Origin of the sequence: Cytobacillus sp. Hm23 (assembly GCF_051842895.1) — a bacterium.
GTDB lineage: Bacteria > Bacillota > Bacilli > Bacillales > SM2101 > Nanhaiella.
In genome coordinates, this window is the sequence record NZ_JBPXRQ010000016.1 from 19,224 (window position 1) to 34,985 (window position 15,762).

Genomic DNA, 15,762 nt, shown 5'->3' on the forward strand with positions numbered 1-15,762 from the left:
TAGCGCTAGAAGTGTTACTGTTGTACTACTTGTTATGAAGAAGCGGTTTTATTCGACTTTGGAAAGACTGAATATGATAGTGAGATTACCGCATCAAGTATTAGAATAATCATCCAAATTCTGCTTAGGTTATTTACACTTGCGTTGTTAAATGGGAAAGTAGCATTTTTATTGTTTAGCCAAACTGTAAATAGTTGTTCGATGCTGTTAATATTAACAACTTCATCTGACAGACCGTAAGAAATGAATAATATGATATGTACAATAGCAAAAATAAGAAAATGAGAAAAAAATTGTTTTCGTTGATTTTTGGCATGAGCTTTACCATATAGCACTTTAGCTGGTTTAGCTTGAGGGGTAGGTTCTCCTTTCCAAAGAGCAACTTTTTGTTGAATAATAGTATCTAATTTTTGTGCATCTGCTTTACCGTATGTGAGAGCGTAGACGATAATAACTAAAATAATGATCTGATAGCTCGTAAATTCTCCTGTTTTTAAATAATCAAAAAACCCCATTGCTGCAATCCATAAATCATTGATGATAAAAATGAAAAACAACAGCATGCTCAGCTTTTTTAACCCAAACCAATAGCGAACAGTCAAAAATGATATCATAAACACCCAAAAGAAGATTTCAGCAATAATTAAAAAAATCCATTTATGTTCTAGCACGAAATCCATAACGAACTTCTCCTCCTAATTTTGTTAAGAGTTTTAGACCCTCATCTCTATAGTTAAGGTTAACCTTAACTAACTTTTTCTATTGTCATACTAGGCCAAAGCAGTAGCTATTACAGCAATACCATTAAAGCAGCCATGAATGATCATAGCTGGTATGACCGACCCTGTCCGTTCGTACGTCCATGAAAAAACAAGTCCACTTACAAAAGTGATTGGCAGCACATTATATGTTGGAATGTGAACGAGCATAAAAATTAATGAGCTAACCGTCATCCCGCTATATATCCCCCATTTCCCCCTTAGCCATTTATAAATAAACCCCCGATAAAAAATCTCTTCATAAAAAGGAGAAATTACACTAGCTGATACAAATCCAATGATAAAATTAATAGGGGTGACCTGCGATTGAATACTGGCTGTTTTACTATTTTCATAGCTAACTCCAAACCACGACATAACAAATATTATAAAGACGCCAACAATGATTAAAAGTATTATCCAAAGTATAATCCATGTCAAATATTGAATTGGAAACGATCGTATACCAATATCCTTCCATGTTAAATGATGTGGCTTTAATGATAAAATATAAATACTACATAAAAAACATATTGCCATAATTAGCCCAGTGAGGGTACCTGCATATAGATCGTTGGCTAATATATTATTTATATATCCATGTAATAAATATTCAATAAGAATGGGTACAACAACGAATACTACTATAAGTGCTCCTATGAATTCCTTCCATGTCCATACTTCATTTTTAAAATCATATCTTTTAAATTGTATACTTTCCATAAATGAATCCTCCAAATTAATGTATGTTTTAGCTAAGAATGGTGAATGACTTCGATATGAATAAATTCCATATGATACAATTATTGTAAAAGGTGACGTAACGTCACCTGCAAGTACTTTTTTCGAAATGTTTTTTTTACGATATTGTCATGAATAGATGGCAGTTTCTTAACAATCATTGTGAAAACAACTTTTTGTAAAGCTTTTTTCAGAAATTTTGTTGATATAGTTCCTAAAATAGAAGATAAAAATGTCGTTTTACTCAACATTCATCTTTTATAGAAGAAAAGATGACGTGAAGTCTTGTTGTTTTTCTAAATATAGGGGTAGTTCGTTATGAAATAATTTCATCGATTGTGCTTGCTAATAGGGGGGATAAAAGTGTCATATTATTCAACGGGTGACGCTTCAAGGAAGCTTCATCTTTCCGTACGAACGCTTCGCTATTATGATCAAATTGGACTCGTCGAACCGACGATTAAAGAAGACAACGGTCGACGTCTTTATTCAGAGCAAGATATGCTTAAGCTAGAAAAGATCACAATACTGAAAGCTCTTTCACTTTCTCTAGATGACATTAAAAAAGTTCTAGATCAAATCACTGTTCAAGACATTTTAGCTGTCCATAAAAGGTCATTAGAGAACAAAATTCTTGAGCTACAAGGGTCGTTAAATCATACAACGACGATTTTAAATAGTATAAGAGTAGAACAGCAATTAAATTGGGAGGTTTTGTTACCACTAATAGATGAATATCAACATCGTAAGTCAACAGAACAGAAAGAAATGATTTGGAAGGAGCTTTTTAATGAAAAGGAAGTTGATGCACTCTCAAATAACCTTCCAAAAATGGGTGAGGACGATGAGCAAACTACGAAGTGGATTAACATTATTAGGAGAGTAGAGCTATGTTTGAAAAACAGCATAAAACCAGAAGCTGAAGAAGGTCAACTCATTGCAGAAGATATATTATTACTGTCGAAAGAAACCTTTCATGGTGATGAAGGGCTGGAACTGAAATTTTGGGAAGTTCGCAAATCAAAGGAGAAATCTCAAAAGCTAGGACTATACCCGATTAATGATGAAGTTGTTAAGTTTATAGAACAAGCTATTGATTATATTTTAGAAGAAAATTACATATGAAACTGATAAACAAAGTCATCAAAATCATAAAAAGGAGAGATAAGATGGATTTCAAAGAGCTGCAGGAAAGTTGTTTAACAAAACGAGGTGCTTATGAAGATTTTCCATTTGGGGATGATGCACATGTGATGAAGGTAGGAACTAAAATGTTTGCTATTTTGTCTCTAGGAGAAACCCACCCTGCCATTAGCTTAAAATGTGAGCCAGATGTAAACGAAATACTTCGTGAGCAATATCCCGCCATTAAACCAGGTTATCATTTAAACAAACGACATTGGAATACAATTACAGTTGATGGCACAGTACCAACTAAACAAATCTTACATATGATTGATAGGTCTTATGAGTTAGTGTTTAACAGTTTAAAAAAGGCTGAAAAGGCAGAAATTAATGAAAAAAATTAATTAAAAGCTGTTTTCGCAAGACATAAACACAGGTTCAATTACGTTAATTACGAAGGGCAACCACATCAAAACGTCCTTTACCGTCCTTTACCTATTTCATTTGATTACATAACTAAAATACGTAAAATTTGTTGCTATAGATAATACTCAACAGTCATCGTTTTATAGAAGAGAAGGTGTACGAGTTTATTTATAGTACGTAAAACAACAATCTATGCGAAAATAGCAAAACAAAAAAACATTTACATATAATTGAAATGCAACGTATAATAAAAGTGAGTAATCACTCACTAAAAATGGAGGGATACAACGTGGATAATGATACTTGTATTTCAGTTAGTCATGTAACAAAGAGGTTTGGTAAAAAAGCTGCTCTACAAGATGTAACATTTGATATTTCCTTCGGAGAGTTTTTTGGCTTACTAGGTCCATCTGGAGCTGGGAAAACAACACTTGTAAAAATGATAGGTGGAATAGATGAAGTAACTGAAGGATCGATCTCGGTTTTACACACTAAGATGCCTAATTTAAAGATGATGAATAAAATCGGTTTTATGGCACAATCAGATGCGTTATATAATGAGCTAACAGCATTTGAAAACATTGATTTTTTTGCAACAATTTATGGTTTAAAAGGGAAGGCAAAGCAACAAAGAATTGATAATGTATTAGAGCTTGTCAACCTGCTACCAGAAAAGAAAAAGCCTGTTCACCAGTTTTCTGGAGGTATGAAGCGTCGGCTATCACTTGCTATTGCTATTGTTCATGAGCCAGAAGTTTTATTATTAGATGAGCCGACTGTTGGGATTGATCCTATCTTAAGACAATCGATTTGGGATGAATTAAGAAGATTAAAAGATAATGGGAAGACAATCATCGTAACAACACATGTCATGGATGAAGCAGAGAAGTGTTCTCGCCTTGGTATGATTCGAGAAGGATGCTTAATCGGACTTGGAACACCAGAGGAATTAAAAGCGCAAACGAGTGCTAACACTCTAGAAGAGGCCTTTTTAACATTCGGGGGTGTAAGAGGATGAGAATAAGAGCGATGGTTATACGAATAATTCGTCAGTTCTTGGGAGATAAAAGAACGATAGGTCTCATGTTGGTAGCCCCTATGTTTATTTTATGGTTAATGTCGCTAGTATTTGATGGTAATGAATACACACCTACAATAGGGATGGTTGATGTCCCTGATATGTTGTTAGAGCAACTAGATGAGGAGAATGTTGAGCTACTTTCGATTAATTTAGAAGAAGCAGAAGAAAAACTTACTGACCAAGAAATAGATGCATTTATCATTATGGATCAGAATGTACCTCACATTAGCCTGGAAGGTAGTGATCCGACTGTTAATAAAGCGGTTTTATTATCAATACAACAAGCATTTCAACAGCTGGAAAACGAGCAACAATCATTAATAAAGCCTGAATTCACATATTTACATGGTTCAGAGGAGATGGCTCTCTTTGATAACATTGGTCCGTTTCTAATCGGTTATTTTGCATTTTTCTTCGTATTCTTAATTGCAGGGGTCTCTTTCTTACGAGAAAGAACGAGTGGTACGTTAGATCGTATATTATCTACACCGCTCAAACGATGGGAAATGGTTATAGGTTACGCTTTAGGATACGGTATATTCACAACCGTTCAAGCGACCATCATTGTGTTCTTCTCGATAGAAATTCTTGATATTATCATGGTTGGATCTATATGGTATGTGTTACTCATTACCTTTCTACTATCATTAACTGCACTAACTTTAGGAACATTCTTGTCTGCATTTGCTAATAACGAGTTACAGATGATCCAATTTATCCCGCTAGTTATTATCCCACAGGTGTTCTTTTCTGGGTTATTCCATTTGGAAACAATGGCACCGTGGTTACAGTCATTATGTGTAATTATGCCGATGACGTATGGTGGGGATGCTATGAGAGACATTATGATCCGTGGTGGAGGCTGGGCTGATATACAAATTGACGTATTCGTCTTGCTTGGATTTTCTTTATTATTTATGGTATTAAATGTAGTAGCTTTAAAGAAGCATAGAAGATTATAACAGTATAAAAAGCTAGAGTTCAAAAATGGTAATAGAAGAGAGCAAAAGGTAGCAGATATAAGGAGTTAATCATAATGCAGGATAAAGAGTGGCTTGAAGAGCTTTTAGAAATGGGTAGTCGTGACGAAAAGCTTAGCCCTAAGCAAAAGAAAATCCTTGAGGCTGCTGTTGAAATATTTTCCGAAAAGGGATTTGCAGCATCATCTACTAGTGAAATAGCCAAAAGGGCTGGGGTAGCAGAGGGTACAATTTTTCGACATTACAAAACGAAGCATGACCTGTTAATTTCAATCGTAGTTCCAACTTGGACAAAAATTATTACACCATTGCTCGCAAAATCATTCGTGAAAGAAGTGTTTAATAAAAATCAATACAAGCAAGCGGAGGATTTTCTTCGAGCGTTATTAACTAACCGCTTAGAATTCGCTAAGAAGCATTTACCGATGCTGAAAATTCTGTTGCAAGAGATCCCTTTTCAGGAGGATCTGAAAGAGCAATTTACGAGTATATTTACTGAACATATATATGTTCAGTTGCAAAAGATAATTAAACAGTTCCAAAAGCAAGGCGATATTATTGATCTCCCCTCAAAAACGGTCATCCGTATGATTTTGACTACTGGTATTGGATTTATACTAACAAGGTTATTCATTTTACCTGAGGCTGAATGGGATGATGAACAAGAGATAGAGCATACTATTCAATTTATGCTCTATGGTTTATCTGGGAAAGAAGACAATTAAAGAAACGACGTAAGAGCAAATATAATAGCTGTCTGTATTGGACTAATGTTAAACAATAGAATATCCATTTAAAAAGAAATGTGTGTAAAATCATACATTTCTTTTTGTTGTTTAGGGGTTGCCATTTTAACGGAATGAGGTTTAATGTGACTGTTACGTTTTTTATAGAAGAAAATATGTCAAGACACTGTAGTTGTTACGTAATTATTTCTACGTACGAAAAAACAATCAAAGCTAAAAAAGTTCTTACTTAAAATCTAATTAAATTAATACAAACATTACTATTCTAAAAAATATTTACAATTATCTGTCCATTCGTTAGTATAAAAATGGGTATTAATCTATTTTTTTGAATATTAGCATGGATAGTTTAGTATCTAAAAAAATCTAAGGAGGAGATTATGATGTTAATAACAACAAAGTTAAAGGATTTTAATAAGGTTAGGAATTGTAAAACGTAGAAATAAGAAAAAACTATAACTGAGTGTTCAACAATGACAAGCGGCTTGAGATAACGAGGTATTTTTCTAGAAGAAAAATTTAGCTATGAATAAACGGAATTAAAGCAAAAAGCTTCTAGAGTCAACTCACCGACGGATTTTTTGAACATCTCAATAAGGAGAATGATCATGGGGAAAGTGACATCAGATATTAATATTGTAGAATATCATAACGGATTAGCTGAAGCTGTAGCAGATATGTGGAATAACAGTCAAGAGGGCTGGGGAGGGTCCACATCTGTTAAAACAGGTGTACAGGTGAAGGTGCAGGAGGAGAATTCTAGTAATATTAAAGTATTTTTAGCAATTGATGGAGATATGGTAGTTGGTTATTGTTCTTTATCTGAGTACCGTGAAGACCGAGGAGCTATGTATATTCCTTTATTAAATGTTCGCCCAGATTACCATGGGAAAAAGATTGGGAAAATGCTCGTAACAAGAGTATTGAACGAAGTAATTCAAAGGAAATGGCCGCGTCTTGATTTGTATACATGGCCCGGAAATACGAAGGCTGTTCCTCTATACAAAAAGTGTGGTTTCTTTTGGGAAGATCGTGATGATACTACACATTTGATGAATTTTATTCCAACTGTGCTCGATACAGATGCAGTGAAAGATTATTTTGCAAAAGTAGATTGGTATACTGCTAGTGATCGGCAAATAGAGGTCGTACCAGATGATATTAAGCGTAACCATTTCGTTTATTACGAGTATTCGTGGAACGACGAGAACTATGGTAAATTACGTATGCAGTTTGAAAGGTCAGGACGTGGTTTACGGCTTATTGAAACGGATGACTATTTAGTAGAAGCTACAGTAGAGGACTTTGAGCTTGTTTGTAACAAATCTCATCAAATCCAATTTCATGTCATAAATAAAACCCATAAGCCACTTCAACTTCGATTTGAAGGGGAAGAGCAAGGGGAAATTAGTTTTTTATATGACAATGAAGTCATGGTCGAAGGTGAAAAGACTATTGAAGCAATGTTTTCAATCGCTGACTATGTAGAAGAGCAAAGCCCATGGCGAACACATCCAACTGTGCAAACAAATGTGTGGATAAATGGCAAAAAAGCTACTTTTGCAATTGGAGTGAATCCGAAATTACCTGCAAATATGAAAGCTGTTGCACCACAAGATCAATTTATGACAGGGGAAGAGGTAACCTTTTTCATTGATATTGAAAATCAATCAAAGGGTGAACAAACATTTTCTTTCTCATTACCTTCTACGGAGTTGCTAACGATTAAGCAACAAAAGATAGAAGTAACATTACAAGGGAAAGAAAAAATATCTTTACCGATCGATGCACACATACATGGCTATGGTTTTTATGGACCTGAAATAGAAGTGTTTGTTATAAGGGACGGTCAAACGGAACAAACCTTTAATAAACGAATTGGGGTTGGCTTTAAAGGGATTGGTGCACAATTTGACGGAGAATGTGATGAATACTGGCATATTTATAATGGGAGCTACCAAGGATACTTTAGTAAATTTAATAATCAATTCATTCCAGGTCGTAATATGAGTGATTCTCAACCGACAACGCTCATGTTTCCTAAGCTTGGGAAGCCGTATAACGACGAGTTTTCTAAGAAAAAACCAAAGAAGGTGGAGTTTGAGCAACAACAAGGAGCAATGGTTTTAAAGGCAACATTTGAATCGGAATCGATGAATAATATTTCATTTGTTTATATTTATAAGCTTTTTGCAGAAGGTTTAATAGAGGCAGCAGTACAAATGACGAACCAAGGTAACGAAGTTACATCAGAAGATGTGTGGATAAGTCAGCCGATTTATCATAGTCTGGAAAAGCCAGTTTTTCATTATAATAATGAGTTAGTTGAACACGGTAAAGGCTTCACTTTTTACGGAGAATGGGAAAGCTCTAAGCTTACGGAAAACTGGATTTTTTCACAGTACAAACCTTACCCTAGTGGATTTTGCTGGCCAAAGCAATCACAGTTGCAATTTGAAAACTGGTACACGTATTGTGAACAAAACCTCGGTAAGCTTGATGGGGGGGTGACTGTACAAACAGAGCCAATCTTCATCAACATGGGTGCCTTTCAAACATGGAAAGAATTCCGTCGTTTCGCGGAAAGAAAGCCTGTCAACAAACAGTTGCCACAGGATGCAATAGAGGTTGTATATAATAATAGCAACCCTGTTATCTCAACAAATGAAATCGTCATTAAAGCAGAACAAAAGAAAAATACCTCATCAGATGGAACTGTCCAAGTCAACTTGGCAAATGACACATACGCAGGAGAACATGAAGTATCTGTCCCAGTTAAGCAGATTCATGATCCGTTCGTGCATGTGAAGGTGAAAGATCGACGCAATAATATAGCATATTATTCAGACCGCGTCTTACTGAAACCTTCAAATGATAAAGTTGCGCATCATATTGTTGAAGAGGATGACCTAAAGGTTCATAGAGTGAATAATGGTTTAATAGATATAGGAGCATCAACAGACTTTTTCCCTACGCTATTTTCATTAAAAATGAATGGAGTAGAATGGTTAGATTCATCTTTTCCGAAGCTAACGTCTAAATCGTGGTGGAATCCATGGTCAGGTGGTATTCGTAGCACAATGAGTGATATGAGTAACCGATCTTGGAGCAAGGAATCATCTTCGATTCAGTTTGCTGCGTTAAAGGATCAATTTCAAAATGTATGGGAAGGTTTAGAAATTTCAACGAGCATAACGGAACATGAAAAATATAAAGGACTTAATTTTCACCAATATTTTATGATGCTACCAGGAGTACCTGTCGTTGCTCATGTCTCGAAAATTGAACAACATACAGGTACTTACCTACTCGATAAAAAGTTTGAAACAGAATTGTTAATCAAACCTAATTCACATTTGAACAAAACCTTTATACAAAATGGTGATGTGAAGGTTACTGGTGGTGGCGCGGAATACGAGGCTAAGCTAGAACTCCAGCATGTGTTTGGTGGGGAACAAGTAGACGAATTACTACACATTATTCAACATGACGAAGTATCAGATACTGAAGTATATATGAACAAGGATGTAACTTTTACAAGTATCGATCAAAAGCTACATTTAGCTAATCGTCAAACAATGTTTACAAAACCGTTACTCATCGCAGTAGGCAAGGAGAAAATTAATCACAAGGCATTGCATCATTTAGCAAATTTAGTCTTTACAAAAGAGGAAAAATCGCATGAAAATAATTGATGCTCATCTGCATTTTTCAAAAATTAATAGCTTCTTTCAAACTGCAGATGAAATGTCAAAAGTTAATTACTCATCTGAAGGAATCGTAAAGGAATTTGAAGAGGCAAATGTTGTACTTGGGGTTGCTATGGGGTTAACTGAAACGTCCAATCAAGGGTTTCCTTCAAAGTACGCACAAACGCCAATGGGGATTGATTTATCGTCGTCAATCCCTCCTTCTATTGTATATTGTGCAGGGGTTAATCCTTATACTTTAACTGAGGAATCATTGCGAATGCTCGAGAAAGAAGTTCAGAAGCCTCATGTAGTTGGGATAAAAATTTATTTAGGGTACTATCCTTTTTATGCGTATGATGACATATATAAGCCAGTATATGAAATAGCTGCGAAATATGGGCTACCAGTCGTATTTCATACAGGTGATACTTATTCAGAAAGAGGCTTATTGAAGTATTCCCATCCTCTCACACTTGATGAAGTTGCTGTAGAACATCGTGATGTCACATTTATGATGGCTCACTTCGGAGATCCGTGGGTGTTAGATGGGGCAGAGGTAGTATATAAAAACTCCAATATGTACGCAGATTTATCTGGATGGCTTGTTGGTACAAAACAAGATATTGAAAAACACTTAAACTCTAACTTTTTAGATCATATTCGTCATGCTTTAACGTTTTGTGATCATTACGACAAGCTATTATTTGGCACAGATTGGCCACTTGCTCCTATACAAGCATACATTGATTTAGTGAAGGAGCTAGTGCCAGAGCAGCATCACGAGGATGTTTTTTATCAAAATGCAATAAAAGTGTTTCCGAAAATTAAACCATTTTTATAAACAAATGTTTTGTTAACGTTAGTTAAACTCATGTTTAGTGCTTATTGGAAAAAACAGCTAATGTTTAAGGTAAGGCTGACCAAAAACCTTTTTAAGTAATACACTTACATGTGTATTTAAGGGTTATAATGGTCAGTCTTATTGTTATTGGCTTACTATTGTAACCAAATTAAAACCACAAGAAGCGGTTATAAACGTTTATCATCTTTATACAGTAGAGAAGTTTTGATCAACAACAATTCATTATGAAAACAGCTGTTTCTTAAATAAATGCCCTTTATACTTAAACCTTTGCTATAAACGTCGTTTTACTCAAATTATTGAGAAAAGATACTCCGAAACCTAGCTGTATGTGGGTTAGTTTTTTTCGTACGAAAAACAACATTCTATACTATAACAACCTAAATTAATTACTGTAATATTGTTGTGTTACTGTGACGATTAAGTGTAAGAATTGAATAATGCAAAGGTTAGCTGTTATGATGAGATAGGAATGTAATGTGGTTAAAAAGATCTTATCCGATAACAGAAAGTAGGGGTTATAACATGTATGTAGTTATGAATGTGTTAACTGTACCTGAAGACGGTAAGTCAAAGATGGTTGAGTTATTTAGCAAGAGTGCTGAAAATATGAAGAAGGTACCAGGTTGTGTAGAATTTCAATTTTTAAGTTCATCTGAAGAAGAGAAACAAGTCGTGTATACTAAATGGGAAAGCAAGGAAGATTTTAAGGCATGGACTGAAAGTGAAGCTTTTCGTCAAGCTCACGCTGAGCGTCGAACACGTGGCACAACTGCAACTGGATCAAAGATAGAAATTTATGAAGTCGTACATAGCTCATAATTCAACAAGAAAAGATGGTGTTTAGCCACCTCTTTTTTTTCTGACATGAAACCTCTATTGTGAATGTATTGACGATATCGTAAAGATTGTTTTGGTTGGCATGGATATTTTAAGCAAAAATTATTTTGTGATTGTACTATTTTGAATGCCTATCTTAGTATGAAAAATAAGTTAATACGAAAGCAGTTAACGTGCGTAAATCAGGGCTTAAACGGAAAATATATTAATGATGTACATTGAGGAGGTAGTCGTATATGTGGACGCCTCCTCAATTGATTTTTTCTTTTCAACTGTTTTCATCTAGCTCTTCACATCATCCAGCGGATAATGAATCCAGCAGACAAACTAAAGAGGAAAATCGCACCGATGAGAATGATTAAAACAATGATTAGACTTGTAATTATTTCCCCTAGCTCTTTCACTATTTTTCTTCACCTTTCTTTAATTATGGACCTTTTCGAAAATATTGTTGCTTATTTTCACTTGAATTTGTGAAACTGATGTATATTGTAGAATTTATTTACTTTAGAGAGGAAAAGAAGCTACGAACTCTAGTTGGATACGAGTTTACTTCTTAATAAGAAAAACAACAATCAATGAGAAAACAGCCTTAATTATTGGTATATAGTCACATTGTACAAGTGTTTTTATTCATTTTATACAGGTGTATTTATCCAATATAGTAAGAAGAATGATGTATCAAGAATTAAATTAGTAAAAAATGGATGAGTGTGAGTTTAAGCACAGTAATACTTAACAGTCGTTATTATCATTTTGTTAGTATATAAACCGTGAGTCATTATTATGGGAGGAATGAATGATGTTACATACTCTTACAAAAAATATATATTATATGGATTTTAAACAAGAAACAGATCAGCCCATTTTATTACTTGTCGTAGGTAAAGAAAAAAGCCTTGTAATAGATGCTGGAAATTCACCAAAACATGCGGAAAAATTTTTAGAGGAAGTTCGGCAGTTAAATGTTCCAAATCCAAGCTATTTAGCTATTACACACTGGCATTGGGATCATGTTTTTGGAATTGAGACAATGAATCTCCCAACTATCTCACACGAAATGACGAAAGAAAAGCTTGAGGAAATGAGCCTATTTGAATGGGACGACAAATCAATTATAGAGCGTGTTCAAGCAGGGATAGAAAGTGAATTTTGTCAGGATTATCTTTTAAGGGCGATGACAGAGGATGAAAGAAAGCAATTAAAAATACAGCTTCCTGATATGACATTTTCAGGTAAATTAACTGTAGATCTAGGTGGAGTGACTTGTATATTGGAACATGTAGGTGGAGACCATGCACCCGATTCTATCGTAATCCACATACCTGAAGAGAGAGTGCTTGTCATCTCTGATTGCTTATGGGTTGATATTTATGAACGATCATTTAAATATTCAAAAGAAAATATTTACCCCCTAATAGACAAAATATTAAGCTATGATGTCGATTACTATGTTTCATCACATATAAATCCTGAAACGAAACAGCAATTGGCCGACTATTATCTAAATGTAGTAAAAGAGATAGGGGATTTAGTGGAAAGTAACGACACAGAACAACAGGCAACCCAAAAATTCGTAAACCACTACAACAGAAAACCAAATGAAGACGAACTATTCTTACTAAAAGCATTTATCAAAGCGGCCTGACCCCCGTTGCTGTAGCGTTAAATTACTGGGAGGTCAGATCCGTTAGTTTTGTTTTGGTAGTATGAAAACGCAATATATGTATTATATAAACAGTTGTATTTAAGTCTCAATTATAAAAAAGTGAGCGTGGACATTTTCGCATTAATTGTTGCTTTTATTCTTACATATAAGCATGTCTAAACCTAGCGTTCGTTGCATCTTTTCTATTGTACAACGATGATTAACATAATAAATCACTTTTTTAGTACTAATTTGATAACAAAGGTTAAAAAAAACCCCCATCACTTTTACAATTTAAAAGTGATGGGGGTTAAACCTGTTATACTAGGCCTAGCCCTCTTACGACTTGTGCGATAATAAATGTTACACCCACAGCAATCAGTGTAGGAATGAGAAATGATAAAAATGTCCATTTTGCACTTTTAGTTTCTTTATATATATTTACTAATGTTGTTCCACAAGGATAATGGAGCAATGAGAACAGCATGACATTAAGGGCTGTTAACCAAGTCCATCCGTTATCGATGAAGATATTCTTTAAAGAATTTAAATCTTCTACCTCTAGCATAGCACCTGTAGATAAATATCCCATTAATAAAATAGGCAAGACAATTTCATTTGCTGGTAACCCTAAAATAAATGCCATTAAGATAAAGCCGTCAAGACCGAGCAGCTGTGCAAATGGATCTAAGAAATTGACTACATACATTAAGATGCTAGTATCCCCAATGTAAATGTTTGCAAAGACCCATGTGAGTACACCTGCTGGTGCAGCGATAATAATTGCACGTTTCAACACAAATACAGATTTATCAAGTGTAGCTCTTACAATCGTATTCCAAAATTGTGGCTTACGATAAGGTGGCAGCTCTAACGTGTAGTGAGTTGGAACACCTTTTAAAGCCGTTTTAGATAACACCCACGATACTGATAATGTTACAACGATACCAAATAAGACGATGCCCATAACAGTTGCTGCTGTAACAAGTGTGGCAGTACCTCCAGTGTAGCTTGCAGCCATAAACAATGAAGCCATTAAAATAATTGTTGGCCAGCGTCCATTACAAGGTACAAAGTTATTTGTAAGAATGGCTAGCATTCTCTCCCGTGGAGATTCTATAATTCTAGTCGACATGATTGCCGCGGCGTTACATCCAAAGCCCATCGCCATCGTTAACGACTGTTTTCCATGTGCGCCTGCACGCTTGAATAACCGATCCATATTAAATGCTACACGAGGTAAATACCCATAGTTTTCTAGTAAAGCAAAGACAGGGAAGAAAATTGCCATTGGCGGTAGCATGACGCTTATGACCCAAGATGTCCCTCTATATAGTCCTAATACTAAGACCCCATGTAACCAATCTGGAGCATTTACGGCATTAAATGCAGTCGTAATGTAACCTTCGATGGTGCCAAAAAATGTTGCTAGCATAGAAGATGGTACGTTCGCGCCTGCGATTGTTAGATAAAATATGAGCCCTAAAATTGCTAGCATAATCGGGAAACCCCAAATAGGAGATGTGAGAACTTTATCTATCTTTTCAGACCTTTGAAATCTATCTTGCTGATCGAGCGTCAAAACATCTGATGTAATGGCATTTGATGTTTCATAAATTTTTGAGACAATTTGATCTCTAGTTCTATCGTCAGAAGAGCTTTCTGATACTTGATCAAATAATTGATCAATGGCATCCTGGTTGAACTGGATTTGACTCTGCAAGGTGTTGAACCTCCTTCTGTCCTGTTAAATGTAGCTTAAGTTCTTCTATTAAACTCGTATCTCCGTCTAAAATACGCAGTGCAATCCATCTCAAAGGTAAGTGAGTGCCAAGCACATTTTGAATTTTTGGGATGAGGTTAGTAATTTCCTCCTCTAATTCATCGTTATATTGAATTTGGTATGGTTTAGTCTCAGTTTGTCCAAGGCACATTTTATTAATTTGATCTAATAAAGTATTAATACCTGTTTTGTTTCTGGCAGAGATTTTTACTACAGGAACCCCAAGAGTTTTAGCTAGTTTTTCTTCATTAATATGAATTCCTTTTCTCTTAGCTTCATCAATTAAATTGACACAGACAATTACTTGGTCTGTCATCTCCATAATTTGTAGCGCTAAATTTAAATTTCTTTTTAGCGCAGTTGCGTCTATAACAACGACTGTAACATCTGGCTTTTCAAACAATATATAATTCCTTGCAACTTCTTCGTCGGCTGAATTTGAGTATAATGAGTATGTTCCTGGTAAATCGATCACTTTAAAATGGTTTTCTTGATGTTCAAAATCTCCTTCCGCCCGTAACACTGTTTTTCCCGGCCAGTTACCAGTATGTTGACGTAAGCCAGTAAGAGTATTAAATAACGTGCTTTTTCCAGTATTGGGGTTCCCTGCGAGTGCAATCGTAAATGTACTCAACGTGATTCCCCTCCTATTTTCGTAGCATAAATTTTAGAGCTTTCTTCTTTTCTTAAGGCAATGACAGTGTCACTGACCGCAAATGCAATTGGATCACCCAAAGGGCTGCGCTGTAGGACTTTTACGGTCGCTCCGGGAACGAAGCCCAAATCTAGTAATCTTCTTCTCATTGTTCCAGAGATATCTAAACGATCAATTTTTACTTCATCTCCAGATGTAAAATGGTACAATTCATTTATTTTATTGGATATACACATGAATATTCCCCCTAGCCTAAATGTATGGGTGAAACTTAATATGTTTCCCTCGACCAACTTTTAATTACATCATATGTAGTAAGTGCCTAATTGTCAAATTTATTTAGTTAAATTGCAAGAATTTTGTTGACGATTATAAGACGGCTATGGTAGTTTTAAATCAAATTATTGTCAATATGAACATATGTA

Annotated in this window: 15 protein-coding genes; 10 read left to right on the plus strand and 5 right to left on the minus strand. The window is 35.1% G+C overall.

The features are described from left to right. Nucleotides 1–32: 32 nt before the first annotated feature. Nucleotides 33–680: a hypothetical protein gene (locus ACSVDA_RS12190; RefSeq protein WP_485883541.1), complete on the minus strand. Its 648-nt coding sequence runs from the start codon at nt 678–680 to the stop codon at nt 33–35. 90 nt (nt 681–770) lie between these two features. Beyond that, on the minus strand, nt 771–1,481 hold the full coding sequence (locus tag ACSVDA_RS12195) for a CPBP family intramembrane glutamic endopeptidase (protein ID WP_485883543.1): 711 nt from the start codon (nt 1,479–1,481) through the stop codon (nt 771–773). A 381-nt stretch (nt 1,482–1,862) separates the two neighbouring features. On the opposite strand from ACSVDA_RS12195, the gene ACSVDA_RS12200 reads away from it, so the two are divergent. From ACSVDA_RS12200 to ACSVDA_RS12245, 10 genes are all read left to right on the plus strand, one after another. After that, on the plus strand, nt 1,863–2,624 hold the full coding sequence (locus ACSVDA_RS12200; RefSeq protein WP_485883544.1) for a MerR family transcriptional regulator: 762 nt from the start codon (nt 1,863–1,865) through the stop codon (nt 2,622–2,624). A gap of 44 nt (nt 2,625–2,668) precedes the next feature. After that, nucleotides 2,669–3,028, plus strand: a complete 360-nt coding sequence (locus ACSVDA_RS12205) for an MmcQ/YjbR family DNA-binding protein (RefSeq protein ID WP_485883546.1) — start codon at nt 2,669–2,671, stop codon at nt 3,026–3,028. Between the two features lie 296 nt (nt 3,029–3,324). Beyond that, complete coding sequence (locus ACSVDA_RS12210) at nt 3,325–4,068, plus strand: ABC transporter ATP-binding protein (RefSeq protein ID WP_485883547.1); 744 nt, start codon at nt 3,325–3,327, stop codon at nt 4,066–4,068. Then, the gene (locus ACSVDA_RS12215; RefSeq protein WP_485883548.1) at nt 4,065–5,093 is read left to right on the plus strand and encodes an ABC transporter permease; all 1,029 of its coding nucleotides are present in this window, start codon (nt 4,065–4,067) and stop codon (nt 5,091–5,093) included. Before ACSVDA_RS12210 ends, ACSVDA_RS12215 begins: the two co-directional genes overlap by 4 nt. A gap of 74 nt (nt 5,094–5,167) precedes the next feature. Continuing rightward, a complete protein-coding gene (locus ACSVDA_RS12220; protein WP_485883549.1) occupies nt 5,168–5,836 on the plus strand; it encodes a TetR/AcrR family transcriptional regulator in 669 nt (222 codons plus the stop codon). A 629-nt stretch (nt 5,837–6,465) separates the two neighbouring features. Next, nucleotides 6,466–9,552 (plus strand): GNAT family N-acetyltransferase, encoded by a 3,087-nt coding sequence (locus ACSVDA_RS12225; protein ID WP_485883550.1) that lies wholly within the window; start codon nt 6,466–6,468, stop codon nt 9,550–9,552. After that, nucleotides 9,539–10,390: an amidohydrolase family protein gene (locus ACSVDA_RS12230; RefSeq protein WP_485883552.1), complete on the plus strand. Its 852-nt coding sequence runs from the start codon at nt 9,539–9,541 to the stop codon at nt 10,388–10,390. The genes ACSVDA_RS12225 and ACSVDA_RS12230 overlap by 14 nt, the downstream gene beginning before the upstream one ends. 546 nt (nt 10,391–10,936) lie before the next feature. Next, nucleotides 10,937–11,233, plus strand: a complete 297-nt coding sequence (locus ACSVDA_RS12235) for an antibiotic biosynthesis monooxygenase family protein (RefSeq protein ID WP_320207569.1) — start codon at nt 10,937–10,939, stop codon at nt 11,231–11,233. 254 nt (nt 11,234–11,487) lie between these two features. Continuing rightward, a complete protein-coding gene (locus tag ACSVDA_RS12240) occupies nt 11,488–11,613 on the plus strand; it encodes a hypothetical protein (protein ID WP_485883554.1) in 126 nt (41 codons plus the stop codon). A 440-nt stretch (nt 11,614–12,053) separates the two neighbouring features. After that, on the plus strand, nt 12,054–12,899 hold the full coding sequence (locus ACSVDA_RS12245) for an MBL fold metallo-hydrolase (RefSeq protein WP_485883556.1): 846 nt from the start codon (nt 12,054–12,056) through the stop codon (nt 12,897–12,899). Nucleotides 12,900–13,218: 319 nt separating this feature from the next. Here the strand turns inward: ACSVDA_RS12245 and ACSVDA_RS12250 are convergent, their stop codons facing one another. The 3 genes from ACSVDA_RS12250 to ACSVDA_RS12260 are packed head-to-tail and all read right to left on the minus strand — an operon-like array spanning nt 13,219 to nt 15,573. After that, a complete protein-coding gene (locus tag ACSVDA_RS12250) occupies nt 13,219–14,589 on the minus strand; it encodes a nucleoside recognition domain-containing protein (protein ID WP_485883672.1) in 1,371 nt (456 codons plus the stop codon). Next, the gene (locus ACSVDA_RS12255; protein WP_485883558.1) at nt 14,585–15,316 is read right to left on the minus strand and encodes a FeoB small GTPase domain-containing protein; all 732 of its coding nucleotides are present in this window, start codon (nt 15,314–15,316) and stop codon (nt 14,585–14,587) included. The genes ACSVDA_RS12250 and ACSVDA_RS12255 overlap by 5 nt, the downstream gene beginning before the upstream one ends. Then, a complete protein-coding gene (locus tag ACSVDA_RS12260; protein WP_320207573.1) occupies nt 15,313–15,573 on the minus strand; it encodes a FeoA family protein in 261 nt (86 codons plus the stop codon). The genes ACSVDA_RS12255 and ACSVDA_RS12260 overlap by 4 nt, the downstream gene beginning before the upstream one ends. Between the last annotated feature and the right edge of the window lie 189 nt (nt 15,574–15,762).

What these genes read in the sequence shown, in the direction of transcription:
- ACSVDA_RS12190 (WP_485883541.1), bottom strand. Translation starts at nt 680, where the DNA reads ATGGATTTCGTGCTAGAACATAAATGGATTTTTTTAATTATTGCTGAA.
- ACSVDA_RS12195 (WP_485883543.1), bottom strand. Translation starts at nt 1,481, where the DNA reads ATGGAAAGTATACAATTTAAAAGATATGATTTTAAAAATGAAGTATGG.
- ACSVDA_RS12205 (WP_485883546.1), top strand. Translation starts at nt 2,669, where the DNA reads ATGGATTTCAAAGAGCTGCAGGAAAGTTGTTTAACAAAACGAGGTGCT.
- ACSVDA_RS12210 (WP_485883547.1), top strand. Translation starts at nt 3,325, where the DNA reads ATGGAGGGATACAACGTGGATAATGATACTTGTATTTCAGTTAGTCAT.
- ACSVDA_RS12215 (WP_485883548.1), top strand. Translation starts at nt 4,065, where the DNA reads ATGAGAATAAGAGCGATGGTTATACGAATAATTCGTCAGTTCTTGGGA.
- ACSVDA_RS12220 (WP_485883549.1), top strand. Translation starts at nt 5,168, where the DNA reads ATGCAGGATAAAGAGTGGCTTGAAGAGCTTTTAGAAATGGGTAGTCGT.
- ACSVDA_RS12225 (WP_485883550.1), top strand. Translation starts at nt 6,466, where the DNA reads ATGGGGAAAGTGACATCAGATATTAATATTGTAGAATATCATAACGGA.
- ACSVDA_RS12230 (WP_485883552.1), top strand. Translation starts at nt 9,539, where the DNA reads ATGAAAATAATTGATGCTCATCTGCATTTTTCAAAAATTAATAGCTTC.
- ACSVDA_RS12235 (WP_320207569.1), top strand. Translation starts at nt 10,937, where the DNA reads ATGTATGTAGTTATGAATGTGTTAACTGTACCTGAAGACGGTAAGTCA.
- ACSVDA_RS12240 (WP_485883554.1), top strand. Translation starts at nt 11,488, where the DNA reads ATGTGGACGCCTCCTCAATTGATTTTTTCTTTTCAACTGTTTTCATCT.
- ACSVDA_RS12245 (WP_485883556.1), top strand. Translation starts at nt 12,054, where the DNA reads ATGTTACATACTCTTACAAAAAATATATATTATATGGATTTTAAACAA.
- ACSVDA_RS12260 (WP_320207573.1), bottom strand. Translation starts at nt 15,573, where the DNA reads ATGTGTATATCCAATAAAATAAATGAATTGTACCATTTTACATCTGGA.